The organism is Bradyrhizobium sp. LA2.1, assembly GCF_040547725.1.
GTDB lineage: Bacteria > Pseudomonadota > Alphaproteobacteria > Rhizobiales > Xanthobacteraceae > Bradyrhizobium > Bradyrhizobium barranii.
The window spans coordinates 328,663-353,093 of record NZ_JBEPQI010000002.1; the positions used below are offsets into that span (position 1 = coordinate 328,663).

Consider the following 24,431-nt stretch of genomic DNA (forward strand, 5'->3'; position numbering starts at 1 on the left):
GGGGACGGGATTCCTGACGCGAACGCATTGGCGCGCGCACCCGGACGGGCATGGGATTAGCATAAGTGTCTGAATTATTTGACGAAGTCGACGAGGAAGTACGTCGCGAACAGCTCAAGAAGCTGTGGGACAAGTATTCGATTGTCTTCATTGCCCTGATGGTGCTGATCGTGGCCGCCGTCGGCGGCTGGCGCGGCTACCAGTATCTGGAGGGCAAGAAGGCCGCCGAGGCAGGCGCCGCCTTCGAGAAGGCCGCTGAGCTGTCCGACCAGGACAAGCACGCGGAGGCCGAGGCCGCCTTCACTGAGCTCGCCGCCAAGGCTCCCTCGGGTTATCGCACCCTGGCGCGGCTACGTGCCGCGGCCGAGGCAGCGCCCCGCGATCCCAAGGCGGCCGCCAAGATGTTTGACGACATCGCCGCCGATCGCAGCATCGGCGGTGAGTGGCAGGATCTGGCGAAGCTCCGCGCCGCCGGCCTGCTGGTCGACAGCGCGTCCTATGCCGACATGCAGCAGCGGCTGGAGTCCTCCGCCGCGCCCAAATCCACGTTCCGCCACAGCGCCCGCGAGTTGCTGGCGCTATCGGCCTGGCGCAACAACGACATGACCGCGGCCCGCAAATGGCTCGACGCGATTGCCGAGGACGGCGAAACGCCGCCCGGTTTGCGCTCACGCGCCGAGGCGCTCCAGGCCCTGCTGCCGCCCGTCGCCAAAAGCTGACCAAGAGCTGACCTTCGGGCTCTCTGACGTAGACGAGACACAAGATGCGCCGCACGCCACGCTTGATCGCAGCCGCCGTCCTGATCGCCTTCACGGGCATCCTGGGCGGCTGCTCCAGCTTCGATCCAAGCGACATGCTCGACTTCCTCGACACCAAGAAGAAGCTGCCGGGCGACCGCAAGCCGGTCTTCCCGGAGGGCGTTCCGGGCCTCGAGCAGGGCGTGCCGCGGGAGATGTACAAGGGCGCAGCACAGCAGCAGCCGGATCCGAACGCACCGGCCGTCGCGGCTCTGCCCGCCGAGCCGCCGCCCGAGGCCAAGCCGGCAAAGGGTGCCAAGGCGAAGAAGACCAAACAGCCTGCCAGCACCGCGGCCGCGCCCGCTGAGGCGCCGGCGGGCGAGGTCGACGGCGAGGCCCAGCCGGAGGCAGCGCCGCCCACGGCTGCTCCGCCGCCCAAGCAGAAGATCGTGCGCAAGCGCACCACCGCCCCGCCGCCGGATCAACCCGTCCAGCAGGCGCAACCGACCCAGACCACCCAGCAGCAGTCGCAGGGAGCTTTCCCGGCACCGATGCCGAGCGGCAGCTTTTCGCGCTGATCACTTCATTACATTGACAGGCGCGGCCTTCGCAGCGCACGAATGACCGATGTCCTTCACGATTGCTATTATCGGCCGGCCAAATGTCGGCAAATCGACGCTGTTCAACCGCCTGGTTGGGCAGAAGCTCGCGCTCGTCGATGACCTGCCGGGCGTCACCCGCGACCGCCGCGAAGGCGAGGCCAGGCTCGGCGACCTCGAATTCACCATCATCGACACCGCCGGCCTCGACGAGGGCGCCAAGGGCTCGCTGACCGCGCGCATGCAGGAGCAGACCGAGGCCGCGATCGCACAGGCCGACGCGCTGTTCTTCGTCATCGATGCCCGCATCGGCCTGACGCCCACCGATCGCGCCTTCGCCGATTTCGCCCGCAAGGCCGACAAGCCGGTGCTGCTGGTCGCCAACAAGAGCGAAGGCAAGCATGGCGATGCCGGCGCGATGGAGGCCTTTGCGCTCGGCCTCGGCGATCCCATCCAGGTCTCGGCCGAGCACGGCGAGGGCATGGGCGAGCTGTATGACGCGCTCCGCGAGTTGATGCCGGAGCCTGTCGAGGAAGATGAAGCCGAGGACGACGAGCCGCTGACGGAGGAGGAGGCCGCGACGCGTCCGATCCGCGTCGCCATCGTCGGCCGGCCCAATGCCGGCAAGTCGACGCTGATCAATCATCTGCTCGGCGAGGAGCGCCTGCTGACGAGCCCGGAGGCCGGCACCACGCGCGATTCCATCGCGGTCGAGATCAACTGGAAGGGCCGCGATTTTCGCGTGTTCGATACCGCAGGCCTGCGCCGTCGCTCGCGCATCGAGGAAAAGCTGGAGAAGCTCTCGGTCGCCGACGCGTTGCGTGCGGTCCGCTTTGCCGAAGTCGTCGTGATGATGATGGATACGCAGAACCGCTTCGAGGAGCAGGATCTGCGCATCGCCGATCTGATCGAGCGCGAAGGCCGCGCGGTCGTGCTCGCCGTCAACAAATGGGATCTGATGGAGACCAAGGGCGGCGGCGCCGTCTCGGGCCTGCGCCGGGATGCCGACCATTGGCTGCCGCAGATCAAGGGCGTGCCGATCGTCGCCGTATCAGGTCTGATGGGCGAGGGCATCGATCGGCTGATGCAGGCGATCCAGGACGCCTACGCCGTCTGGAACAGGCGCGTGCCGACCTCCGCGCTCAATCGCTGGTTCGAGCAGGCCGTGCAGGCCAATCCGCCGCCGGCGGTGTCCGGCCGACGGCTCAAGCTCAATTACATCACGCAGAACAAGGCGCGTCCGCCGAGCTTCGTGCTGTTCTGCTCGCGCGCGGACGCGGTGCCGCAGTCCTATTTGCGCTACCTGACCAATTCCATGCGCGAGACCTTTGAGCTGCCGGGTACGCCGGTGCGCATCACCTTGCGCGAAAAGGCCAACCCCTTCGCCCATAAGCGCAAGCGGCCGTCGTGAACAACGATGCCGGCGACGCGACGGCGCAGGGCGCTGCGCCGGTCCGGCGCGGCGCGGTCGCCTTCATCTTCGTCACCATCCTGCTCGACATGCTCGCGCTCGGCGTGATCATGCCGATCCTGCCGAAGCTGATCGAGAGCTTCGTCGACAACGACACCGCGCATGCGGCCCGCATCTTCGGCCTGTTCGGCACCGCCTGGGCGCTGATGCAATTCGTGTTCTCGCCGGTGCTCGGCGCGCTCTCGGATCGCTTCGGACGGCGGCCGGTGGTGCTGCTGTCGAATTTCGGGCTCGCCGCCGACTATGTGCTGATGGCGCTCGCGCCGTCGCTGCTCTGGTTGTTCATCGGCCGCGTGATCTCGGGGATCACCTCGGCGAGCATTTCGACCGCCTTTGCCTATATCGCCGACATCACGCCGCCGGAGCGGCGCGCGGCCGTCTTCGGCAGGATTGGAGCTGCCTTCGGCGCCGGCTTCATCCTGGGCCCGGCGCTCGGCGGCCTGCTCGGCGATATCGATCCGCGGCTGCCGTTCTGGGCGTCGGCGGCTTTGAGCTTTGCCAATGCGCTCTATGGGCTCTTCGTCCTGCCGGAATCGCTGGCGCCGGAGCGGCGCGCGCCGTTCCGCTGGACCAGCGCCAATCCGGTCGGAGCGCTGCACTTGCTGCGTTCCAATGCGGCGCTGGCCGCGTTATCCATCGTCAACTTCATCGCACAGGTCGCGCATGTCGTGCTGCCCTCGACTTTCGTGCTCTATGCGACCTATCGCTACGGCTGGGATTCCAAGACCGTGGGTCTGACGCTCGCGATGGTCGGCATCTGCGCCATGGTGGTGCAGGGGCTCGCCATCGGCCCGATCGTGCGCGTGCTCGGCGAGCGGAATGCGCTGGTGCTCGATCTGTGCTGTGGCGCGATCGGCTTCGTGATCTTCGGCGCGGCGCCGACCGGCCCGCTGTTCTGGATCGGCATTCCCGTGATGTCGCTGTGGGGCATCTCGGGGGCCGCCATGCAATCGCTGATGACGCGACTGGTCGCGCCCGATCAGCAGGGCCAGTTGCAGGGCGCGACCGCGAGCGTGCAGAGCGTCTCGCAACTCGTCGGGCCGTTCCTGTTCACGCTGACGTTTTCCTATTTCATCGGCGCCAGCGCGCCGTGGCATCTGCCCGGCGCGCCGTTCCTGCTTGCGGCGGTGCTGATGGTGGTATGTGTCGCGATCGCGATGCGGACGCTATCTGCCACGAAGACGGTCTCGTAGGGTGGGCAAAGCGAAGCGTGCCCACCGCTACTTCGTCAACTCGCGGAGAGAAGGTGGGCACGGCGCTTACGCGCCTTTGCCCACCCTACGGCAGCGTCGACGGTCTTACTTCTTCACCAGCGGACACTCGCTGTCCTTGAGCGGCTTGGCCGCGTCTTCCGCCGCGATCGTGGCGATCTGCTTGTAGTAGTCCCACGGACCCTTCGACTCCTCGGGCTTCTTCACCTCGAACAGATAGGCCGGGATGAGACGGCGTCCGTCCTGGCGCAGCGGGCCATTGCCGAACAGCGGATCGTCGGTCGGCAGCTCCTTCATCTTGGCGACGACCTTGGCGCCGTCATGCGGGTTGCCGCCGAGCGCTTCCATCGCCTTGAGATAGTGCAGCACCATCGCGTAGTTGCCGGCCTGGGTCATCGACGGCATCGCATTCTTGCTGGCCAGGGCGGCGAAGCGCTTCGACCAGGCGCGGGTCTGCTCGTTCATGTCCCAGTAGAAGGACTCGGTGAAGGTCAGGCCGTGCGCGGTCTTTAGGCCCAGCGAATGCACGTCGTTGATGAACAGCAGCAGCGCCGCGAGCTTCTGGCCGCCCGATACGATGCCGAATTCGGCCGCCTGCTTGATCGAGTTCGTGGTGTCGCCGCCGGCATTGGCGAGGCCGACCACCTTGGCCTTGGACGATTGCGCCTGCAGCAGGAAGGACGAGAAGTCCGAGCTGTTGATCGGATGCTTGACGCTGCCCAGCACCTTGCCGCCGTTCGCCGTCACGACGGCCGTGGTGTCGCGTTCCAGCGCGTGGCCGAAGGCGTAATCCGCGGTAAGAAAGAACCAGGTGTCGCCGCCAGCCTTGGTCAGCGCCTTGCCGGTGCCGTTGGCGAGCATGTAGGTGTCGTAAGTGTAGGAGATTGTGTTCGGCGTGCAGGCCTTGCCGGTCAAGTCGGCGGAGGCGGCGCCGGAATTCAGCAGCACCGAATTCTTTTCCTTGACGAGGTTGCTGACCGCAAGCGCGACGCCGGAGTTCGGCGTATCAGCGATCGCATCGACCTTCTCGTTGTCGATCCACTGCCGAGCGATATTGACGCCGACGTCCGGCTTGTTCTGGTGATCGCCGCTCAGCACGTCGATCTTCCAGCCCTTCTTGAGCAGGCCGGAATCCTCGACGGCCATCTTGATCGCGACCACGGAGTTCGGGCCGCCGATATCGGCATAAAGGCTCGACATGTCATTCAAGACGCCGATCTTGACGGTCTTGTCCTGCGCGTAAGCGGATGTTGCAAAACCGAAGGCGGCACAGGCCAGAAGGGCCGCATAGCGGCGCGCGAGCGTCGTCGTCATAAAAGGTCTCCTCCATTTTCAATATGCGGACGGCTCTCTTGCGGAGCCTTGTTCCGGCTGATCGCTCTACCGTGTCCCACGGCTGGCGGCAATGCGCCTAAAGCCGGATGACGCTGCGGCGTAGCGTCATCCGTCGGTTAACCTTTGGGCAAAGTGTGTTGAGACGCTATTTGAGCGCGTCCGAGGTCAGCTTGAATTTCTGGATGCGCTTACCGGTGTCGACCTCGGCGGTATAGACGTTACCCTTGGCGTCTATCGCCATGGCATGCACCCAGTGGAACTGCCCGGCATTGCGGCCGTTGTGGCCGAAGCTGCCGACCACGCTGCCGTCCTCGCGCTTGATCACCCGGATCTCGTTGTTCTCGCCGTCGGCGCTGAGCAAATAGGTCTGCTTCGGATCGGGCCAGATCGCGATGTCCCACACCGCGCCGTTGCCGAGCGTGTTCTTCTCGAAGAAGAACTCCTTCACGAAGGTGCCGTCCTTCCTGAACACCTGGATGCGGTTGTTGATGCGATCGCAGACGTAGACGAGACCGTCATTGGCGAGCTTCACGCAATGGACGGGATTTCCGAATTGCTGGGAGACGGGCGCCTTGGGATCGTACGCCGCCTGCTTGTTGTCATCGGGTTTGTTGCCATAGGCGCCCCAGTGCCGCTTGTAAGCGAGCGTCGTCGCATCGAACACGATGACGCGGCGGTTGCCATAACCGTCGGCGACGTAGATTTCGTTCGCCGCCTTGTCGATCGCGGTTTCGGCGGGCTTGCCGAGCTGTGTGGTGTCGTTGCTGCCGAGGCTCGGCGCGATCTTGCCGATCTGGGCGACGAACTTGCCGTCGAGCGTGAACTTCAAAATGGCGTTGTCGTTGTCGGCGTTGCCGCCGACCCAGACGAAGCCGCGCTCGTCGACCTCGATGCCGTGCTCGCGGCCGACCCATTCATAGCCTTCGCCCGGACCGCCCCACGACCGCAGCAGATTGCCGTCAGTGTCGAATTCGAGCACGGGAGGCGCCGACACGCAGCACTTCGAGCGCGGCGGGTTGAGGCTCGCGCCTTTCTCGTCATCGGTGAGCGAGCGCGGGCGATGGATCACCCAGATATGGCCCTGCCAGTCGACGGTGATGCCGCCGACCTGACCGAGGATCCAGTTGTTCGGCAGCTGTTTTGGCCAGGAGGCATCGACCGCGAAGGTCGGGACGTCGCCCGCAGTCGCCGTGCCCGGAAGCACGAACGCGATGGCCGCAATCAGGATGAAGAAGGCGTGAGAGACTCGTACGAGCGCACGGCCGAGCCTTGTACAGACAAGCCCTGCGCGATCATGCCACGGCGCCATGGCAACCTCCCTTTTTTGGCTTGCGGCTTGCTGCCGCTTGAGCGCGGGCAGTCAATCGCGGGGAGGCACGCGAGTCAATCAGGCCGGCGAGCGGAAGCTCATCAGTGTGCGGGTCTTGTAGTCGTAGAACTTGCCGGTTTCGGTCCAGTCCGGCGCGCACATCGGCACGATGAATTCGGCGACCTGCTCGGGTGTCTCCAGCGTCGCCGGATCTTCGCCCGGCATCAACGTGGCCCGCATGCGGGTACGGATCGGGCCCGGGTTGAACAGGTTGACACGGAGCGGCGTGTTCGCGGTTTCCTGCGCCCAGGCGCGGGCCAGTGTTTCCAGCGCGGCCTTGGAGGCGGCGTAGGGGCTGACATAGGCGGTGGCCTTGTTGGCGGCGCCCGAGGTGATGAACACGGCGCGGCCGGCATCGGACTGCCTCAGCAGCGGCTCCATGCAGCGGATCAGCTGGAAGTTCGCCGAGACGTTGACCGCCATCACGTCGGTGAAAGTTTTCAGTTCGATGTGGCCGACCGGCGAGGAGGGGCCGAGCACGCCGGCATTGCCGACGAGGATGTCGAGCTTGCCATAACGTTCGTGCAGGCCGGCCCCGAGCCGCGCGATGCCGTCGGAATCGGTGAGATTGAGCGGCACCAGCGTGGCGCTGCCGCCGTCTTTCCGGATCTCGTCATCGAGCTCTTCCAGCCCGCCCTGCGTGCGCGCCGTCGCAACGATATGCGCGCCCGCCTTGGCCAGCGCCTTGGCCGTGGCGAAGCCGATGCCGCGCGAGGCGCCGGTGACGAGAGCGATACGGTTGGCGAGGGGTTTTGTCATGGCGGGGTTTTACAGGCGTGGATGGCCGGGACAAGCCCGGAATTTCTGCCCGCGAGCTCCCGCCGCAGCCCTACTGGATATTGGTACTATTGTTCGGGCCGTTCCCCGAGCTGTCAGGCGGTACCTTCATGCCCTGCCTGAAGGCGAAGACGATGAAGCCGACCAAAAGCCCTCCGCAGAGAATGGCGATGGTCAGCTGCATCGGCGCGGACTCGCGTCAGCTCGCCTCCGCCAACAGCGACAACTGCCGGGGCTGCTGCTCGGTCTGGGTCTGGTCGGTGAGGTGGGTCGGATACGCCCCGGTGAAGCAATGATCCGAGAATTTCGGATTGGCGGGGTCGCGGCCGGGCTCGCCCATGGCGCGATACATGCCGTCGATCGACAGGAAGGCGAGCGAGTCGGCGCCGATGATCTCGCGCATCTCCTCCAGCGAGTGCGTCGCGGCCAGGAGGCCGCCGCGATCCGGCAGGTCGATGCCGTAATAATCGGGATAGAGGATCGGCGGCGAGGCGAGGCGGAAATGCACTTCCTTGGCGCCGGCATCGCGCATCATGCGCACGATCTTCTTCGAGGTGGTACCGCGCACCAGCGAGTCGTCGATCAGGATGATGCGCTTGCCTTCGATCGCGGCGCGGTTGGCCGAATGCTTCATGCGCACGCCGGACTCGCGGATCGCCTGCGTCGGCTGGATGAAGGTGCGGCCGACATAGTGGTTGCGGATGATGCCGAGCTCGAACGGCACGCCCGAATGCTGGCTGTAGCCGACCGCGGCGGGCACGCCGGAATCCGGCACCGGCACGACGACGTCGATCGGCACATGGCTCTCGCGGGCGAGCTGCGCACCAAAGGCCTTGCGCACCTCGTAGACCGAGCGGCCGTGAACGATGGAGTCCGGACGGGAGAAATAGATGTATTCGAAGATGCAGGGGCGCGGCGCCATCGGCGGGAACGGCTTGTGAATGTCCTGGCCGTTCTCGTCGAACACGATGACTTCGCCGGGCTCGATGTCGCGAATGAAGCGCGCGCCGATGATGTCGAGCGCGCAGGTCTCCGAGGTCAGGATCGGGCAACCGTCGAGCTCGCCGAGCACCAGCGGACGGATGCCGCGCGGATCGCGCGCGCCGACCAGCTTCTTGTTGGTCAGCGAAACCAGCGCATAGGCGCCCTCGATCTCGCGCAGGGCGTCGATGTAGCGCTCGATGAAGCGGCTGCGCCTGGAGCGCGCGACGAGATGCAGGATCACCTCGGTGTCGGTGGTCGACTGCATCATCGCGCCGTTCTTCACGAGCTCGCGGCGCAGCGTCAGGCCGTTGGTGAGGTTGCCGTTGTGGGCGACCGCAAGGCCGCCGGCATTAAGCTCGGCGAACAGCGGCTGCACGTTGCGCAGGATGGTGGCGCCGGTGGTGGAGTAGCGGACATGACCGACGGCCATATTGCCGGGCAGGCGGTCGATCACCTCGCGGCGGGAGAAGGTGTCGCCGACGAGGCCGAGGCGGCGTTCCGAGTGAAAGCGGCTGCCGTCGTAGGAGACGATGCCGGCGGCCTCCTGGCCGCGATGTTGGAGGGCGTGGAGGCCGAGCGCCGTGATGGCGGCGGCGTCAGGGTGGCCATAGATGCCGAAGACGCCGCATTCCTCGCGGAGCGTATCGCCCTCCAGGTCGTCCTGAAGCTCTAGCGCGGCTGGGCCGAGATCAAGTTGGGCGTCCTGGTCAGGGTGTCGCATCTCGTCCGCGCCTCTCTTTTAGGGCCTAATCAACGCGCCGCAGGTTTCTCGATCAGCTTCTTGAGGCTGTCACGAGCAGGTTTACTGTATCCGTCGCCACTGCCCGAAGGCTGCTGCTCGGAATCAGCTTGATCATCATCTGGTTTGTTTTTCTTGAATCTCTTCAAGATGGTGTTCTCAGGGTCGTCAGGCAAGAGGGCCATCAGCCAATCCCCGGTTCCCTGGAGCACCACGCGGGATTTCGCCCCCGTGACCCAGTCCGGACGCTGCTTGTCCGGCACCAGCCAGGTGAAGAACAGGAACGCGACCACGACGATCAAAAGCCCGCGAGCGAGGCCAAACAGGAAGCCCAGGGTGCGGTCCAGCGCGCCGATGCGCGAATCCAGGATCATGTCGGAGATCCGGACCGTGATCACGGAGACCACGACCAGGGTGCCGACGAACACACCGGCGACCACGACGACGCTCGCCACCGTGTCGTTGTTGAAATAGGTCTTTGCGGTCGGCAGCAGCTTCGAGAACGAATACAGCGTCACGATCGCCGCTGCGCCCCAGGCCGCGATCGACAGGATTTCACGCATGAAGCCGCGGACCATGGCGAGCAGGCCCGAGATCAGCATCACACCGAGCAGGATCAGGTCGAGGAGTGTTACTGGCATCGGCTGGTCGGGTCCGCTCGTACTTCAAAGGTGCTCAGCGAATCGGTGTTTGGCCGTGGCCCTAAGTGAGGGCCAGACGGCGTTCCCGGCAAGGCCGCAACCACGCAATCCCATGCTGCTTTTGTGACGGCTGTATAGCGGTGGGGGCGGAGGACGTCACCTCCGCCTAACCCTCTCCACGGCGGAATCTTGCCGGTGTGGCATTTTTCTCCGCCGGCGGGCTCGAGTCGCCGCGGCGGGAGCCCCGGGCCGCGATCTCGGCCACCAGTGTCGTCAGGCTGTTGATCGCGTTCAGGGACAGTCCGGCGTCGCCGCCAGCATCGCCGCCCCGGGCCGATTCGGGCAGCACGGCGCGCTTGAAGCCGAGCTTGACCGCTTCCTTGAGCCGGGCCGGGGTCTGCGCCACCGGGCGGATGACGCCGGAGAGCGAAATCTCGCCGAAATAGACAGCATCGGTGGGTAACTGCGCATTAACCAGGGATGAAACCAGTGCGGCCGCGGCGGCCATATCGGCCGCCGGCTCGTGGATGCGCAGGCCGCCCGCGACGTTCAGATAGACGTCGTGGCCGGACAGCTTGACCCCGCAATGGGCCTCCAGCACTGCCAGCACCATGGAGAGCCTGCTCTGATCCCAGCCGACCACGGCCCGGCGCGGGGTGCCGAGCGAGGTGGGGGCCACCAAGGCCTGCAATTCGACCAGAACGGGCCTTGTGCCCTCGATGCCCGCGAAGACTGCGGTGCCCGGCGTGCCCAGATCGCGCTCGGACAGGAACAGCTCGGAGGGATTGGTGACCTCGCGCAAGCCGAGGCCGGTCATCTCGAACACGCCGATCTCGTCGGTCGGGCCGAAGCGGTTTTTCACGGCGCGCAGGATGCGGAATTGCTGCGAGCCTTCGCCCTCGAAGGACAGCACCGCATCGACCATGTGCTCGACCACGCGGGGGCCGGCGATCTGGCCGTCCTTGGTGACATGGCCGACCAGGATGATGGCAGCACCCGTCTTCTTGGCGAAGCGGATCAGCGCCTGCGCCGAGGCGCGCACCTGGGTGACCGTGCCGGGCGCGGATTCCACCGTGTCGGTCCACATGGTCTGGATCGAATCGATCACGATCAGCCGCGGCACCGCGCCTTCCGACAGCGTCGAGACGATGTCCTCGACAGAGGTCTCGGCCGCGAGCTGCACCGGCGCGTCCGACAGGCCGAGCCGCTCGGCGCGCAGCCGCACCTGGGCGACCGCCTCTTCGCCGGAGATGTAGACGATGCGGTGGCCGGCGCGCGCCATCATGCTGGTGGCCTGCGTCAGCAGCGTCGACTTGCCGATGCCGGGATCGCCGCCGACCAGCAGCACCGAGCCGCGGACGAAGCCGCCCCCGGTGACGCGGTCGAGCTCGGTCATGCCCGAGGACAGGCGAGGAGCGTCCTGGGTCTTCCCCGACAGGCTCTCCAGCGCAAACGTCCGTCCCTTGCGCTTGGAGCGGATCGAGACCGGCACGCTGCCGGTCGTGTCCTCCTCGGCAAGCGTGTTCCACTCGCCGCAGGATTCGCACTTGCCCTGCCAGCGGTTATAGGCCGCGCCGCAGTTCTGGCAGACGAAGGAAAGCGTGTTCTTGGCCATGGGGACAGCGAGTCGGGGTTTTCAGGTTTGCTGATAGCACGGAATGACGGGCGAGACGGCGATCGCCGACACCCCCATTAGCCCAATTCACCGCAGCCGATACACCCTTTGTTAGCTCTACGCCGCCGCGCCGTTCCGGACTTTGCCAAATGTTAGCGGACGCGGGTCCAGTTTCGAAACCGATACGGGATGGCGAAACGAATGACGGTAGTCTTGCGGATAATGCTCGCCGTGGGCATGGCCTGCGGCTTTCTTCTGCCGGCAGGCGGCGCCGTTGCGGCCGACGCCGGGCGTCTCAACATCGTTTTCGTCAACCCCGGCAAGACCGGCGAGGTCTACTGGGACATGGTCGCGCAGACCATGCAGGCCGCGGGCCGCAAGCTCGACGCGCATGTCGAGGTGCTGACCAGCGAGCGGAATTACCGCACCATGCAGGAGCTTGGCTTCGGCGTGGTGGCACGCGCCGACAAGCCGGACTTCCTCATCCTGTCGAACGAGGAATCCGCTGCCGTTCCCATCCTGGAGGCGGCCGAGGCCGCCGGGGTCAAGACGCTGCTGCTCTCGAACACGCTGATCGGCGACGACGCCGCGCGCCTCGGACCGCCCCGGCAAAAGCTCAAGACCTGGCTCGGCGACATCACGACCGATCTCCAGACCGCGGGTGCGAGGATGGCCAATGCCTTGATCAAAGTGGCGCGCGCCGAGAAATGGCAGAGCCCGGACGGCAAGATCCACATTCTCGGCATCGGCGGCGACGAGATCACGCCGGCCTCGATCGCCCGCAACGCCGGTCTCAAGCTCGCGGTGGACGCCGCGCCCGACGTGGTGGTGGACCGGATGCTGTTCGCCAACTGGACCCAGTCGGAGGCGGAGCAGGTCACCAGGAATTATCTGAGCTGGGCCGCGCGCAAGGAGATCCGGCCTGCCGGCATCTGGGCCGGAAACGATCCGATGGCGCTCGGCGCGCTTCGCGCGGTGGTCGCTGCCGGCCTCACGCCCGGCCGGAACATCCAGCTGGTCGGCCTCAACTGGTCGGAGGACGCGCTGCGCGAGATCAAGGCGGGCCGTCTGCTCATGACCGATGGCGGACATTTCCTGCTCGGCGGCTGGTCGATCGTCCTCCTGCGCGACTACGCCGACGGCTGCGACTTCGCGGCCGCATCGCCCCGCGTCGAGGCCAAGACGTCTGCGATCACGCGCGACAATCTCGCTGCGGTCGGGGACCTCATCAAGACGCGCGCCTTCGATCGGATCGATTTCGCGCGCTTCAGGGCGAGGGCGGGGCGCTGCGGCCAGTATGATTTCTCCATCGATGCGCTCATCTCTTCGCTGACGCTTCCGGAAGGCGCTGCTGACTGATGCGAAACGGTGACGACATGACCGATCCGGATCGCAAGCAGCAGGCGGCGGCGCCGTCGCGCTCGCGCTCGGTGGTCCGCGCGATGCTCTGGGCCACCGTGCCGGTGCTGCTGGTGGTGCAGCTGCTCGCCTCCGCCGGCGTCGAGGCATCGAGCTTCTGGTCGCAGATCAGGCAGCTCGACGCGCGCATTGCCCGCACGGCCGAGAGCCGCGCCGAGCTGATCGCCGAGCCGCTCTGGAAGATGCGCTACGATCAGGTCACGAGCGTCCTCAACGAGATCATGCACGACGAGACCATTGCCGCGGCGGCCGTTTATGACGACACCGGCGTCGCGATCGCCCGCGTGGTGGCGCGGCCGGCGGACCAGGCGGTATCGGAAGTCTCGCGTCCGATCCGCTACAGCAACGGCAACATCGCCGTGCAGGCCGGTCGTATCGCGATCGCCTATTCCTATGCGACGGTCTACACGGACACGGGCAGCCGGCTGCTGCTGCTGCTGGTGGTCGGCCTGCTCGCAACATTTGCCACCCTGATTGCGATGCGGATATCGGCCAACATCTTCATCGGCAAGCCGCTTACCGCGATCATGTCGGCGATCCAGCGCAGCAAGCAGGACGGGCGAGCCTATCCGGCCGACATCAAATCGACGAACGAATTCGGCCAGCTCGCGCGTGCCTTCAACGCCATGCAGTACACGACATCGGGCGCGCTCGACCGGCTCGGGCACATGGCCGCGCACGATCCGCTCACGGGCCTGCCCAATCGTCGCTCGCTGTCCGAGCATCTGGTGACCCTGAGCGGCGATGCCGGCTCGCCGGACTCGCTCATCGCCTTCTGCTTCATCGATCTCGACGACTTCAAGGGCATCAACGACACCTTCGGCCATGATGCCGGCGACAAGTTCCTGGTGCACATCTCCGAGCGCCTTCGTGATGCGGTCGAACCGCAGGATTGGGTCGCCCGGCTCGGCGGCGACGAATTCGTCGTCATCCGCCCCGAGGTCAGCAATGAAGCGACCGCCCAGGCGTTCGCGCGCCAGCTGTTAGATGCGATTTCCGAGCCGATCCGGCTGCACGACAAGCAGGTCGTGCCGCGCGCCAGCATCGGCCTTGCCGTGCGCCGCGCCGGCGATCCCGAGCTATCGCATTTGCCGGCGCTCGCCGACATCGCGCTCTACCATGCCAAGAGCAAGGCGCCCGGCACGGTCGCCGTGCTCGACGAAGCGCTTCAGCGCGACTATCGCCGCCGCCGGGATCTCGAGCTCGCCATTCCCGCAGGCTTCGCCGAGGGGCAGTTCGAGGTCTGGTATCAGAGCCAGGTCGACCTCGGGAGCCAGGCCGTTGTCGGCCTCGAGGCGCTGATCCGCTGGCGCCACCCCGAACTTGGCTTGATCGGTCCCGGCGAATTCCTGCCGCTGATTGAGCGCAGCGGCAACAATGCGCGGCTGACGCGCTACGTGCTGACCGATGCCTGTCGCGCGCTGCAGCGACTGGCATCCGCCGGCAGGCCGCAGATCCGGATCGCGATCAATCTGCCGCCGTCCGAGCTTGCCGACCATTCGCTGGCTGCCGAGCTGCGCGCGACCTGCGCGCGTTTCGATGTCGCGGCATCATTGCTGGAGCTCGAGATCACCGAGGGCTCGCTGATCAACAACATCGCCAGCGCCTCCGAGACGCTGCACCGCCTGCGGCGCCTGGGCGCAACCATCGCGCTCGACGATTTCGGCACCGGCTATAGCTCGCTCGCTCATCTCCGGCGTTTCCCGCTCGACAAGGTCAAGATCGACAAGGCCTTCATCAGCGAGATCCCTGACAGCGCGGAAGACAAGGCGATCGTCGGCGTCATCGCCTCGCTCGCCGGCACGCTGGGGCTGACGCTCGTCGCCGAAGGCATCGAGCGGCCCGAGCAGGCTGACGCCATGCGCGAGATGGGCGTGATGCTCGGGCAGGGTTATCACTACCATCGGCCGCAGCCGCTCGACGCCGTGCTGCAATGGCTCGAAAAGCAGGCGGTGCCCACTGAGACAAGCCGCGTCCTCGCCGACAGCCCGTCGATCGCGCCCGAATTCGCCGCCTGAGCGCGATTACGACTGCGTTGCGTTCCAGAGCATGGAGAGGCCCGCAGCGATCATGATCGCGTCCATCACCACGCGGAACATCTCCGGCTTGAGATGCAGCACGAAGCGTTTTGCGATGAAGGCGCCCGACATCAGCGAGGACCCCGCAATCAGGCCCTTGATGAAGACGTCCTGCGTCAGCGCGCCGAAACGTTCGAAGGTCACGGACTTCGCGAAATAGAGGCCGAGTGAGGAGGCCGCTTCGGTGGCGAGGAACGCGCCCTTGGACAGGCCGTAGAACAGGAACAGTGGCACGCTGAGCGGGCCGGTCGAGACCACGATGCCGGTGAGATAGCCGATGATCGCCCCGCCGATCGCGAGGTGCCAGAGATTGGCCTTGAGGTCGTGCCGCGCCAGCCAGTGCCGCACCGGCACCATCGCGATCAGGAAGACGCCGATGGCGAGATCGACGGCGTGGGCGGGGAGCGCGAGCAGCGTGCGCGCGCCCAGCACGGCGGCCGGAATGCCCGTCACCGAATAGGCCGCGCAGGCCCGCCAGTCGACCTCGCGCCACCAGGCCAGGATCCGCGAGAAATTCGCCATCACCGAGGCGACCGCCATGATCGGCACGGCTTCCTTCGGCCCATAGGCATAGACCAGCACCGGCATCAGCATGATCGACGACCCCGTGCCGACGATGCCTGAGACGGTGCCGGCGATCAGGCCGACGATGAGGACGAAGAGAAAGGCCAAGGTGCTCTCCACGAATCGGGAGAGTTTAGCCGTGGCCGGCGATGTGGGCGATCCATTCCAGGCGAGGGAACCGATCGCTCAGCGCATGCGGTCCGGGCCGGCCGTCAGCCTTGCTCGTCCATGATGCGCAGCTTCTCGACGCGGCGGCGAAAATCCTCGTCCGTCGAGAATTCGGCGGAGAGATAGGACGAGACCAGATCCACGGCGAGCCAGGCGCCGACGATCTGCGCGCCGATGCACATGATGTTGACGTCGTCATGCTCGACGCTCTGATGGGCGGAATGAACGTCGTGGCAGACCGCGGCGCGGACGCCCTTCATCTTGTTGGCCGCGATCGAGGCGCCGACGCCGGTGCCGCACACCATGATGCCGCGTGCGGCTTCGCCCGACGTCACCTTCTGAGCCACGGCCCGCGCGATGTCGGGGAAGTCCACCGGCTTGTCGTCATGGGAGCCGACATCGACGATGTCGTGGCCGAGGCTGCGGATGTGGTCGATAACGGTCTGCTTGAGCGGCCAGCCGGCGTGGTCGGATCCGATGACGAGACGCATGTGATGTCCTTCTTGATTTTATGTTGGTCGTGACAGCCGCTTCGCGGCTGCCACGATTTTCCCTGGTTTCAGCTGCGCATGTCGGGCGGCAGCTCGACCCCGTGGAATTTCTTGTAGATCGCGTTGAGCTTGCCGTTCTTGACGTTCTCGGTGATCCAGGCGTTGAGCTTGTCCATCAGGCGCTGCTCGCCCTTCTTCAGGCCGATCGCGAGGTCGAAGGTCGCCAGCGGGATCCGGGATTCGAACACGCGCGACGGGTTCTTCACCCCGATCTGGTTGATGATCGTCGCCGACGAGGCGACGCAGTCGACCTGGCCGGAGACGGCCGCCGTCACCATCGTGGCGTCGTCGTCGTAGCGCGAGATCTTGAGGTCCTTGTCCTTCATGTTGGACAGGGTGGTGTCCTGCGTGGTGCCGCGGGAGACGCCGATCGACTTGTCCTTCAGGTCGGGCCAGTCCTTGACGGTCGAGGATTTCAGGCAACCGACGTCGGATTGCAGCGTCGCATAGCGCTTGGTGAAGTCGATGACCTTGGCGCGCTCGGGCGTCACCGACAAGGTCGAGATGATGATGTCGGCCTTGCCGGTCAGGACGTTGGGGATGCGTGTCGCGCCGGTGGTCTGGATGAATTCGAGCTCGAGCCCCCAATCCTTGGCGAGCAGTTGCGCCACTTCGACGTCGGAGCCGGTCGGCTTCATGCTGCTGTCCATCATGCCCGAGGGCGGAATGGCGACGTCCGTCGAGATGCGGATCTTCTTGGCCTGCGTGATGTCGTCGAGCAGGTCGGCCGACGCCGGCGTGGTTGATATCATGACGAGGCCGAACAGCGCGGTGGCGGTCCCCAGCAGTGTCTTGTTTGTCATCCTTGGTTCTCCTCTCCTGTTATGATTTTAAGTTTCCAGTGCCCACGAATTGCGTGAGTTCGGGCGTCGCCGGCGACGTCAGGATCGAGGCGGGGCCGGTCTCGTGGACCTTGCCGCGATGCATGAAGACGATCCGGTCGGCGATGCCTTTGGCAAAGCCCATCTCATGGGTGACCATCACCATCGTCATGCCGTCCGCCGCCAACTGCTCGATCACCTTCAGCACCTCGCCGGTAAGCTCGGGATCGAGCGCGGAGGTGACCTCGTCGAACAGCATCACTTTCGGCTGCATCGCGAGCGAGCGGGCGATCGCCGCGCGCTGCTGCTGTCCGCCCGAGAGCTGCTCGGGATAGGCGTGCAGTTTCTCGTCGAGCCCGACCTGCGCGAGCACTTTTCGGGCGAGGTCCCTGGCTTGCGAGGTGGCCATGCCCTTCACGGCGCAGGGGGCGAGCGTGATGTTCTGTTCGATGGTGAGGTGCGGAAACAGATTGTAGCTCTGGAACACGATGCCGACGTCCTGGCGCAGCGCGCGCAGATCGACATCGGGGCGATCGACGCGATGCCCGCACACAACGATCTCGCCGCCGTCCACCTTCTCGAAGCGATCGATGCAGCGCAGCGCCGTGCTCTTGCCGGAGCCGGAGCGGCCGATTAGCGCCAGCACCTCGCCGCGCTCGACGGCAAAGGAGACGCCATCGAGCACCCGGAGCGGGCCAAAGCTCTTCTGCACGTCGCGGAGCGATACGATCGGTTCGGAGGAGGAGGGGTTTTGCTGCATATCAGGCTGGTGCGAGGTTGGACCTGCCACGCCCCATCCGCCGTTCCAGCTTCTGGCTGAACAGGGACAGGGGATAGCACATGGCGAAATAGACGACGGCGATGATGGCGTAGATGGCGAACGGCTCGAACAGCGAGTTGTTGACGATCTGGCCCGACCGCATCAGCTCGACGAAGCCGACCACGGAGGCGAGCGAGGTGTTCTTGATGATCTGCACCATGAAGCCGACGGTCGGCGGCGTCGCGATGCGGATCGCCTGCGGCAGGATCACCTTCATCATGCGCTGAGTGCGGCTCAGCGCGAGGCCTTCGGCGGCCTCCCATTGCGGCTTCGGCACTGACTGGATGCAGCCGCGCCAGATCTCGCCGAGATAGGCCGAGACATAGAGCGTGAGCGAAGCGCCGGCGGCGGCTAACGGCGAGACCTTGAGGCCGATCGCGGCGAGGCCGAAATAGCCGAGGAACAGGATGACGAGCAGCGGCGTACCCTGGATCAGCTGGACATAGACGCCGCTGGCGATCCGCACCGATTGGAGCGGCGAGATCCGCGCCAGCGCGATGACAAAGCCGACGATGCCGCCGCCGATCAGCGCGATCACGGACAGGCCAATCGTCCACAGCGCGCCCTGACCGAGGAACATCAGATGATTGATGTTGAGATGTCCGCCCATGGTCATCTCACAACGGCGTGCCGAGCCGGCGCCGGCGCGGAAACAGCACGAGGCCGAGGCCCCAGAAGCCCGCGCGCATCACCAGCGACAGGATGACGTAGAGCACGGCGACGATGATGTAGGTCTCGAACGCGCGATAGGTGTCCGACTGGATGTAGTTGGCGACGGCGGTGAGTTCTTCCGCCGAGATCTGCGAGCAGACCGAGGAGGCCAGCATCAGCAGCACGAACTGGCTGGTCAGCGCCGGATAGACCTTCTCGACCGCCGGCAGCAGGATGATGTGCCAGTAGATCTGGAGGCGCGACAGCGCCAGCCCTTCGGCGGCCTCGATCTGTCCGCGCGGGATCGCCTCGAAGCCGGCGCGCATGATCTCGGCGGTGTAGGCGCCGACGTTGATCGTCAACGCGGCCACCGCCACCGTGAACGCCGAGAATTTCAGCCCGAGGCTGGCAAGGCCGAAATAGACCAGGAAGATCTGGACCAGCAGCGGCGTGTTGCGGATCGTCTCGACATAGACTTTGCAGGCGCCTGCGATCAGCGGGCTTCGTGAGCCGCGGCCGACGGCTGCGAGCGTGCCGAACAGGGCGCCGAGCACCGTCGCGAAAGCCGCCAACTCCAGCGTCAGCGCCGCGCCGGCCAGAAAATTCGGCCAACGCTCCAGCACTGCGGGAAAGTCGAGTTGGAGGCTCATCGCCGTCAGGTTCAGCCGGTGGTCTGGTTGGTCATGCGGTCATAGACGCGGAACAGCGCCTGATTGCCGTTGCTGCCTTCGCCATGGGCGCGCGCATCGACATATTGGCTGGTGACGAGCGCGGTGCCGGGCAGCGGCACGCTCAGCGCCTGTGCGTGCTCTTGCACCAGGCGGAGATCCTTGAGCTGGAGATCGATCCGGAAGCCGGCGGAGACGTCGCCCGCAATCATTGCGGGACCGAGCTTGTCAAGCATCCAGGACGCGGCGGAGCCACCGAGCAGAACGCGACGCAGCAGATTGAGATCGAGGCCAGACGCGCGCCCGAGCGCCAGTGCCTCACAGATGGCCTGAATGTTGATGCCGCAGATCAGCTGATTGCAGAGTTTTACGGTCTGGCCCGCGCCGGACGCGCCGACATGCGTGATGGTCGTGCCCATTGCGCGGAAGAACGGCTCGGCCTGCGCGAAGGCCGCCGCATCGCCGCCGGCCATGATCGAGAGCGCAGCGTTCTTGGCGCCCACCGGCCCGCCGGAGACCGGCGCGTCGATGAAGCTGACGCCGACCTTTTGCAGGTCGGCATGGATGCGGCGGACGGCGACCGGCGAGATCGTGCTCATGTCGACGATAAGCTTGCCCGGTGGCGGCGACTTCAGGAGGCCATTCTCGCCGTAGATAGTCGCTTCGACATGGGGCGTGTCGGGCAGCATGGTGATGACGATGTCGGCGCCTTGCGCTGCGTCGGCGGGGCTGTTGGCGCCGGCCGCGCCTTCCTTGATGCTGTCGGCCAAGGCGGCTTCGTTGAGATCGAAGACGCGAACCGCATGCCCGGCCACCAGGAGGTTGCGCACCATCTCGCGGCCCATCGTGCCGATGCCGATGAAGCCGACATTGTCCTTGTCGTTCCGTCCCATATCAGTCGTCCGTTTCTTGGTTGATTGGTTTCTTGCTTGTTGGCCTGCCGCGATCAGCCTGAGGCGCTGGTCTTGTCGATGTCGCCGACGACGGCGCGCCTGCGGTATTCGTCGCCAATGGCAAAATGCTTGCGCAGCGTCGCATCCGCTCGCTCGGGGTCGCGCGCGATGATCGCGTCGAAGATGCGCCGGTGGTCGTCGATCAAATACGTCTTCATCGACGGGAAGGCCTGCACCAGTTCGCGGCGGCTGCGATGCGAATGCGTCAGCAGTCCCGCCAGCGAGCCGTGCAAGACCGTCAGCGTTTCCGAATGCGAGGCCACGACGATGGCGCGATGGAATTCGAAGTCGGCCATGCCGCCGGCATCCGCCTCGTCGATCGTCTCTCCGATCTTCGCGAGCGCACGCTGCAGGCGTTCGAAATCGGCGATGTTGGCGCGCTCGCAGGCGAGCCGGATCGCCTGACACTCGATCGCGACACGCGCCTGCATGACGTCATCGAGCATGTCCGCCTGCTGGGCGAGCGCGAAGGTGAAGAAGTCGTTCAGCACGGAGACGTCCGGCTGCGTCACTACGGTGCCGATGCGGTCGCGGATCTCGACGATGCCGAGCACTGTGAGGGCGCGCAGCGCCTCGCGGACGATCGGCCGGCTGACGCCGAGGAGGGTTGCCAGCTCGCGCTCAGAAACCAGGCGGTCGCCGGGCTTGAGCGAGCCCGCAAGCAGGCGTTCGCGCAGGAAGGCGAACACCTTCTCGAACCCTTTTTCGCCCTCGGTGGCCCGCTTCACTTCCATCCCGGTCTCTTCTTTGGTCTGATCTTGGTCAGACCAGTAGGCTAACCAGCGCGTCGGCGTCAAGAGCCTTGGTTAATTGCGGGTGTCGCAGGCGCGGCCAATCCGATCAGTTCCCCGGCCGGGTCCTTCAAATTTGAGGCGTATTGATCGGAGCGCTCACTCAAAGAATTTGAGGTCCGCGATGCCCGATCATCATTCTTTCTCCGCCCTCGACCGCCATGCGGCGCTCAGCGGATCCGATAACGGCTTTCCCTGGTATGCGGGCGCGATGCTCGCGGTCGAAGCGAGCGAGGTGGTGCGGCTGCGCTGCGAGAAGCTCAGCCGTGGCGACGAGGCCGCCGGGCAGGAGGCCGCGCTGATGGTCAGCGAGAAGATCGCCGCGGCTTTCGAGGCGGCCGCGAGCCTGCTTGCGGGAGCAACACCGGCCACGATCGTCCAGCGCTACCGCGAGCACGTGGCTGCGAACGCCAGGCGGCTGTCCGCGAACGAGGCTCCATGACGGAGTTGCGCTGCTGACAGCATGTTGGCAGCAGGGGCAGGCTACGACCATCTCCTGACAAAACGGAGAGCGGGTCCATGCCGATCGAGGCAAGCTGTCATTGCGGTGAGACGGTGTTCGAGGTGACGGAGGTGCCGGCGAGCGTGACGCGCTGCACCTGCTCACTCTGCGCCAAGCGGGGCGCGTTGTGGGCCTATTACACGCCGGCGCAATTTCGCCTGCTGTCGCCGCCGGAAAATGTCGCGACCTATCTCTGGGGCAGCCGCACGGTCAAACATCATTTCTGCGCGAGCTGCGGCTGCGGCACCTATTCGGAGTCGCCGGACTGGTCGACCGGCAAGCCCGATTTCGACAATCCCAAGGTTGCGGTGAACGCGCGCCTGTTCGACGATTTCGATCTCGATGCCGTGCCGGTGAACATGATCGACGGCAGGAATTTGTGGTGAGCATGCAGGGCGCGCGCATGTCCGCTGCGCTTCTGTGACCTTGAGGCGATTTTGAAAAGCTGATTTGGTCCGGCCCCAGAGAAAAAGGGGGGAAGCCATGATGCGTCTTTTTGCGCGAGTGATGCTCGCAATGTGTCTGGCCGTTGCAGCCGGCTTCAACGCGCAGGCGCAGACCAAACCGAAGGTCACGACATCAGGACCTGACTTCCCCAAGGCCGCGCTGTTCGTCGGCAACAGCTTCTTCTACTACAACAATGGCATGCCCGGGCATCTCTCCTTCATGGAGCGCGCGGCTGATGCTGACAACAAGGCGGCGTACCGCAACACCATGGCCACGATCGGCGGCTCCGGCCTCGACTGGCACGACATGGACAATCTGCTGCGGCCGGGCGGCATCGGCGCCTATTCCTTCGACGATCAGAACAACGTCGTCTTCAACAAGGCGGGCAGGCAGTTCGACGCCGTCGTCATGATGGATTGCAGCCAGTGCCCGATCCATCCGCAATTGAAGGACGCGTTCGCGACCTTCGCCAAGAAGGACAGCGAGATCGTCCGTGCACACGGCATGCGGCCGGTGTTCTTTATGTCCTGGGCCTATGCCGACAAGCCGGAGATGACGGAAGCCTTGGCCGAGGCCTATACGCTCGCCGGCAATGCCAATGATGCGCTGGTGATCCCCGCAGGCCTCGCCTTCGCGCGCGTGCGCAAGCTCCAGCCGGAACTCAATCTGTATGCGCCGGACAAGCGTCACCCGAGTCCGGCGGGCACGTACCTGGCAACCTGCGTGACACTCGCCGCGCTGACCGGGCGCTCGTCGGTCGGCAACTCCTATACGATGGGCTTGGATGCGGAGACCACCCAACTGCTGCAAAAGGCGGCGTGGGATACGGTGCAGGAGTATTACGGGCGTTGATCTCGGGTGATCTCGTAGGGTGGGCAAAGCGACTTGTCCGCCGTAGCTCGAAGAGCGAAGGCGGAAGCGTGCCCACCACCTTATTCGCGATAGAAGATGGTGGGCACGGCGCAAGAGCGCCTTTGCCCACCCTACGGCACCGTCAACGCTCCTTCAGCACCACCCACGCCGGCGCGTGATCGCTCGCCCCATCCTCGCCGCGCACCTTCTTGTCGACACCCGCCTTGGCCAGCCGCGAGACGAGGGCAGGGCTGAGCAGGAGATGATCGAGCCTGAGGCCCGCATCGCGCGGCCAGCGGTTTCGCTTGTAATCCCAGAACGTGTAGATGCGTTTTTCCGGATGCAGCTCACGGATCGCATCGCACCAGCCTTGTTCGACCAGCGAGGCAAACGCAGCGCGGCTCTTCGGCTGAATCAAGGCATCCTTGTCCCATGACCGCGTCGGATAGATGTCGATCTCGTCAGGCGCGACGTTGTAGTCGCCGGCGAGCACCACGGGCAGATCCTGCTTGATGAAGGTCTTGGCGTGGCGCTTGAGGCGCGCGAACCAGTCGAGCTTGTAGTCGAATTTCGGCCCCGGCTGCGGATTGCCGTTCGGCAGGTAAATGCTGGTGACGATGATTCCGCGCACGGCGGCCTCGATGTAGCGGGCCTCGTGATCACCTGGTTTTCCCGGCAAGCGGTCGCGCGTGAGAATGGGTTCGGCATTGCGGGCGAGGATGGCGACGCCGTTCCAGGTTTTCTGTCCACACCACACCGCGCCGTAGCCGGCCTTTTCGATGGCGGCTGCCGGAAATTCGCCGTCGGCTGCCTTCAGTTCCTGGAGCGCGACGACATCAGGCTTCGCCGCGCTCAGCCAACGCAACAGGTTGGGCAGGCGGCGGTTGACATTGTTGATGTTGAACGTCGCGATCCTCATGGGCCCAACGACTGGAAATCTTCAGAAATGACTCGCAACCGTTGTCATCGGCGTTCCACGATGTATGCTTACAACCCAAAATTGCCGATCGACACGATGGAGGTTTGACGATGACCAAGCTTTGCCTTGCCGTAGTCGTGGCCGCAACCGCATTTTCCGGAGTGGCTCTTGCTGCCGAGAAAATGGAAATCGCCTGTAGGGTGGAATATTTCAAATACTGCCCCAGTGTCGTGCCGGGGGGCGGGCGCATTGTTGCTTGCCTGAACAGGTACAGGAGCCATATCGGCAACGCGTGCAAAGAGAGCATGGATGCGTGGGTTATCGATAACAAGGTGCGCGGATAATAGAGCGCGATGAGATCGATGAAGCATCATCGCCCCTAGGACCACGGGCGAGGCAGCGACATCAGGCTTCGCCGCGCGGTCGTAGGACAGATTCGGTTGACGTTGAGTGCCGCAATCTTCATGTAGAGATTGCGGCCGCGGTCGTTTGCGCCGCCACCGGAGATCCAAATCCATGTTGAAGTCCAGTCTGAGCCTCGCCATCGTCGCATTCGTCGTCGCGTTCTCCGGTGTCTCGTCGGCACAATCGTCCGATCCGCGCGGCGCGTGCAAGGCGGACTATGACAAATTCTGCGCCGGCATCGCGCCCGGTGGCGGCAAGATCATCGCCTGCCTCAACGCCAAGCGCGATCAGCTCAGCGCGTCCTGCAAGACGGCGCTCGACAGCCGGAAGAAGTAAGTCTCGTG

The 24,431-nt window shown here is 65.1% G+C and carries 27 protein-coding genes; 10 read left to right on the top strand and 17 right to left on the bottom strand.

The genetic code is table 11. The annotated features are described in order from the left end of the window. Positions 1-65 precede the first annotated feature (65 nt). From ABIB95_RS04485 to ABIB95_RS04500, 4 genes are read left to right on the top strand one after another with little or no spacing between them, the layout of a single operon-like run. Positions 66-719, top strand: coding sequence for a tetratricopeptide repeat protein (locus tag ABIB95_RS04485; protein WP_354238036.1), 654 nt, complete (start codon positions 66-68; stop codon positions 717-719). Positions 720-763: 44 nt separating this feature from the next. Next, positions 764-1,315, top strand: a complete 552-nt coding sequence (locus tag ABIB95_RS04490) for a hypothetical protein (RefSeq protein WP_135215260.1) — start codon at positions 764-766, stop codon at positions 1,313-1,315. Positions 1,316-1,364: 49 nt separating this feature from the next. Continuing rightward, positions 1,365-2,747, top strand: coding sequence for a ribosome biogenesis GTPase Der (der, locus tag ABIB95_RS04495; protein ID WP_071914715.1), 1,383 nt, complete (start codon positions 1,365-1,367; stop codon positions 2,745-2,747). Next, positions 2,744-4,000 (top strand): TCR/Tet family MFS transporter, encoded by a 1,257-nt coding sequence (locus ABIB95_RS04500; RefSeq protein ID WP_354238037.1) that lies wholly within the window; start codon positions 2,744-2,746, stop codon positions 3,998-4,000. The genes der and ABIB95_RS04500 overlap by 4 nt, the downstream gene beginning before the upstream one ends. A 105-nt stretch (positions 4,001-4,105) precedes the next feature. Here ABIB95_RS04500 and ABIB95_RS04505 read toward each other — a convergent pair whose 3' ends face one another. The 7 genes from ABIB95_RS04505 to radA form a co-directional block, all read right to left on the bottom strand. Then, complete coding sequence (locus ABIB95_RS04505) at positions 4,106-5,332, bottom strand: ABC transporter substrate-binding protein (protein WP_063983724.1); 1,227 nt, start codon at positions 5,330-5,332, stop codon at positions 4,106-4,108. A gap of 166 nt (positions 5,333-5,498) precedes the next feature. Further along, entirely contained in the window at positions 5,499-6,662 is a 1,164-nt protein-coding gene (locus tag ABIB95_RS04510; protein ID WP_354238038.1) for an NHL repeat-containing protein, read from the bottom strand. Between the two features lie 78 nt (positions 6,663-6,740). Continuing rightward, entirely contained in the window at positions 6,741-7,481 is a 741-nt protein-coding gene (locus ABIB95_RS04515) for an SDR family NAD(P)-dependent oxidoreductase (RefSeq protein ID WP_247311460.1), read from the bottom strand. Positions 7,482-7,551: 70 nt separating this feature from the next. Beyond that, positions 7,552-7,683 (bottom strand): hypothetical protein, encoded by a 132-nt coding sequence (locus tag ABIB95_RS04520; protein WP_257787532.1) that lies wholly within the window; start codon positions 7,681-7,683, stop codon positions 7,552-7,554. A 15-nt stretch (positions 7,684-7,698) separates the two neighbouring features. Continuing rightward, positions 7,699-9,204 carry an amidophosphoribosyltransferase gene (gene purF / locus ABIB95_RS04525; RefSeq protein ID WP_063983721.1) on the bottom strand — a complete coding sequence of 502 codons (1,506 nt, stop codon included), beginning with the start codon at positions 9,202-9,204 and terminating at the stop codon, positions 7,699-7,701. Between the two features lie 29 nt (positions 9,205-9,233). After that, positions 9,234-9,863 (bottom strand): CvpA family protein, encoded by a 630-nt coding sequence (locus ABIB95_RS04530; RefSeq protein ID WP_011086837.1) that lies wholly within the window; start codon positions 9,861-9,863, stop codon positions 9,234-9,236. 166 nt (positions 9,864-10,029) lie between these two features. Further along, positions 10,030-11,478, bottom strand: coding sequence for a DNA repair protein RadA (gene radA, locus ABIB95_RS04535; protein WP_063983719.1), 1,449 nt, complete (start codon positions 11,476-11,478; stop codon positions 10,030-10,032). 201 nt (positions 11,479-11,679) lie between these two features. On the opposite strand from radA, the gene ABIB95_RS04540 reads away from it, so the two are divergent. Continuing rightward, complete coding sequence (locus ABIB95_RS04540) at positions 11,680-12,837, top strand: ABC transporter substrate-binding protein (RefSeq protein ID WP_354238039.1); 1,158 nt, start codon at positions 11,680-11,682, stop codon at positions 12,835-12,837. After that, the gene (locus ABIB95_RS04545; protein WP_354238040.1) at positions 12,837-14,915 is read left to right on the top strand and encodes a putative bifunctional diguanylate cyclase/phosphodiesterase; all 2,079 of its coding nucleotides are present in this window, start codon (positions 12,837-12,839) and stop codon (positions 14,913-14,915) included. Before ABIB95_RS04540 ends, ABIB95_RS04545 begins: the two co-directional genes overlap by 1 nt. Before the next feature lie 6 nt (positions 14,916-14,921). Here ABIB95_RS04545 and ABIB95_RS04550 read toward each other — a convergent pair whose 3' ends face one another. From ABIB95_RS04550 to ABIB95_RS04585, 8 genes are all read right to left on the bottom strand, one after another. After that, positions 14,922-15,647, bottom strand: coding sequence for a sulfite exporter TauE/SafE family protein (locus tag ABIB95_RS04550; protein WP_354238041.1), 726 nt, complete (start codon positions 15,645-15,647; stop codon positions 14,922-14,924). Positions 15,648-15,751: 104 nt separating this feature from the next. Then, positions 15,752-16,198, bottom strand: coding sequence for a ribose 5-phosphate isomerase B (gene rpiB, locus ABIB95_RS04555; protein ID WP_354238042.1), 447 nt, complete (start codon positions 16,196-16,198; stop codon positions 15,752-15,754). Between the two features lie 68 nt (positions 16,199-16,266). Beyond that, positions 16,267-17,061, bottom strand: coding sequence for a transporter substrate-binding domain-containing protein (locus tag ABIB95_RS04560; RefSeq protein WP_354238043.1), 795 nt, complete (start codon positions 17,059-17,061; stop codon positions 16,267-16,269). A gap of 19 nt (positions 17,062-17,080) precedes the next feature. Next, positions 17,081-17,839 (bottom strand): amino acid ABC transporter ATP-binding protein, encoded by a 759-nt coding sequence (locus ABIB95_RS04565; protein ID WP_085402835.1) that lies wholly within the window; start codon positions 17,837-17,839, stop codon positions 17,081-17,083. A gap of 1 nt (position 17,840) precedes the next feature. Further along, the gene (locus tag ABIB95_RS04570) at positions 17,841-18,509 is read right to left on the bottom strand and encodes an amino acid ABC transporter permease (protein ID WP_354238044.1); all 669 of its coding nucleotides are present in this window, start codon (positions 18,507-18,509) and stop codon (positions 17,841-17,843) included. Between the two features lie 7 nt (positions 18,510-18,516). Beyond that, a complete protein-coding gene (locus ABIB95_RS04575; protein WP_354238045.1) occupies positions 18,517-19,200 on the bottom strand; it encodes an amino acid ABC transporter permease in 684 nt (227 codons plus the stop codon). 11 nt (positions 19,201-19,211) lie between these two features. Beyond that, the gene (locus tag ABIB95_RS04580; protein WP_354238154.1) at positions 19,212-20,165 is read right to left on the bottom strand and encodes an NAD(P)-dependent oxidoreductase; all 954 of its coding nucleotides are present in this window, start codon (positions 20,163-20,165) and stop codon (positions 19,212-19,214) included. After that, complete coding sequence (locus tag ABIB95_RS04585) at positions 20,165-20,905, bottom strand: FadR/GntR family transcriptional regulator (protein ID WP_071914689.1); 741 nt, start codon at positions 20,903-20,905, stop codon at positions 20,165-20,167. Before ABIB95_RS04585 ends, ABIB95_RS04580 begins: the two co-directional genes overlap by 1 nt. A gap of 181 nt (positions 20,906-21,086) precedes the next feature. On the opposite strand from ABIB95_RS04585, the gene ABIB95_RS04590 reads away from it, so the two are divergent. From ABIB95_RS04590 to ABIB95_RS04600, 3 genes are all read left to right on the top strand, one after another. Then, the gene (locus ABIB95_RS04590; RefSeq protein ID WP_354238046.1) at positions 21,087-21,404 is read left to right on the top strand and encodes a hypothetical protein; all 318 of its coding nucleotides are present in this window, start codon (positions 21,087-21,089) and stop codon (positions 21,402-21,404) included. 77 nt (positions 21,405-21,481) lie between these two features. Beyond that, complete coding sequence (locus tag ABIB95_RS04595; RefSeq protein WP_354238047.1) at positions 21,482-21,850, top strand: GFA family protein; 369 nt, start codon at positions 21,482-21,484, stop codon at positions 21,848-21,850. Between the two features lie 97 nt (positions 21,851-21,947). Next, positions 21,948-22,763 (top strand): DUF4886 domain-containing protein, encoded by an 816-nt coding sequence (locus tag ABIB95_RS04600; RefSeq protein WP_354238048.1) that lies wholly within the window; start codon positions 21,948-21,950, stop codon positions 22,761-22,763. A gap of 142 nt (positions 22,764-22,905) precedes the next feature. Here the strand turns inward: ABIB95_RS04600 and ABIB95_RS04605 are convergent, their stop codons facing one another. Together ABIB95_RS04605 and ABIB95_RS04610 are read right to left on the bottom strand one after the other, a co-directional pair. After that, positions 22,906-23,682: an exodeoxyribonuclease III gene (locus tag ABIB95_RS04605; RefSeq protein WP_354238049.1), complete on the bottom strand. Its 777-nt coding sequence runs from the start codon at positions 23,680-23,682 to the stop codon at positions 22,906-22,908. A 68-nt stretch (positions 23,683-23,750) separates the two neighbouring features. Beyond that, positions 23,751-24,200: a hypothetical protein gene (locus tag ABIB95_RS04610; protein WP_354179820.1), complete on the bottom strand. Its 450-nt coding sequence runs from the start codon at positions 24,198-24,200 to the stop codon at positions 23,751-23,753. On the opposite strand from ABIB95_RS04610, the gene ABIB95_RS04615 reads away from it, so the two are divergent. Next, on the top strand, positions 24,199-24,423 hold the full coding sequence (locus ABIB95_RS04615) for a cysteine rich repeat-containing protein (protein WP_071914679.1): 225 nt from the start codon (positions 24,199-24,201) through the stop codon (positions 24,421-24,423). The two genes, ABIB95_RS04610 and ABIB95_RS04615, sit on opposite strands and share 2 nt — an antisense overlap. The last annotated feature ends 8 nt before the right edge of the window (positions 24,424-24,431 follow it).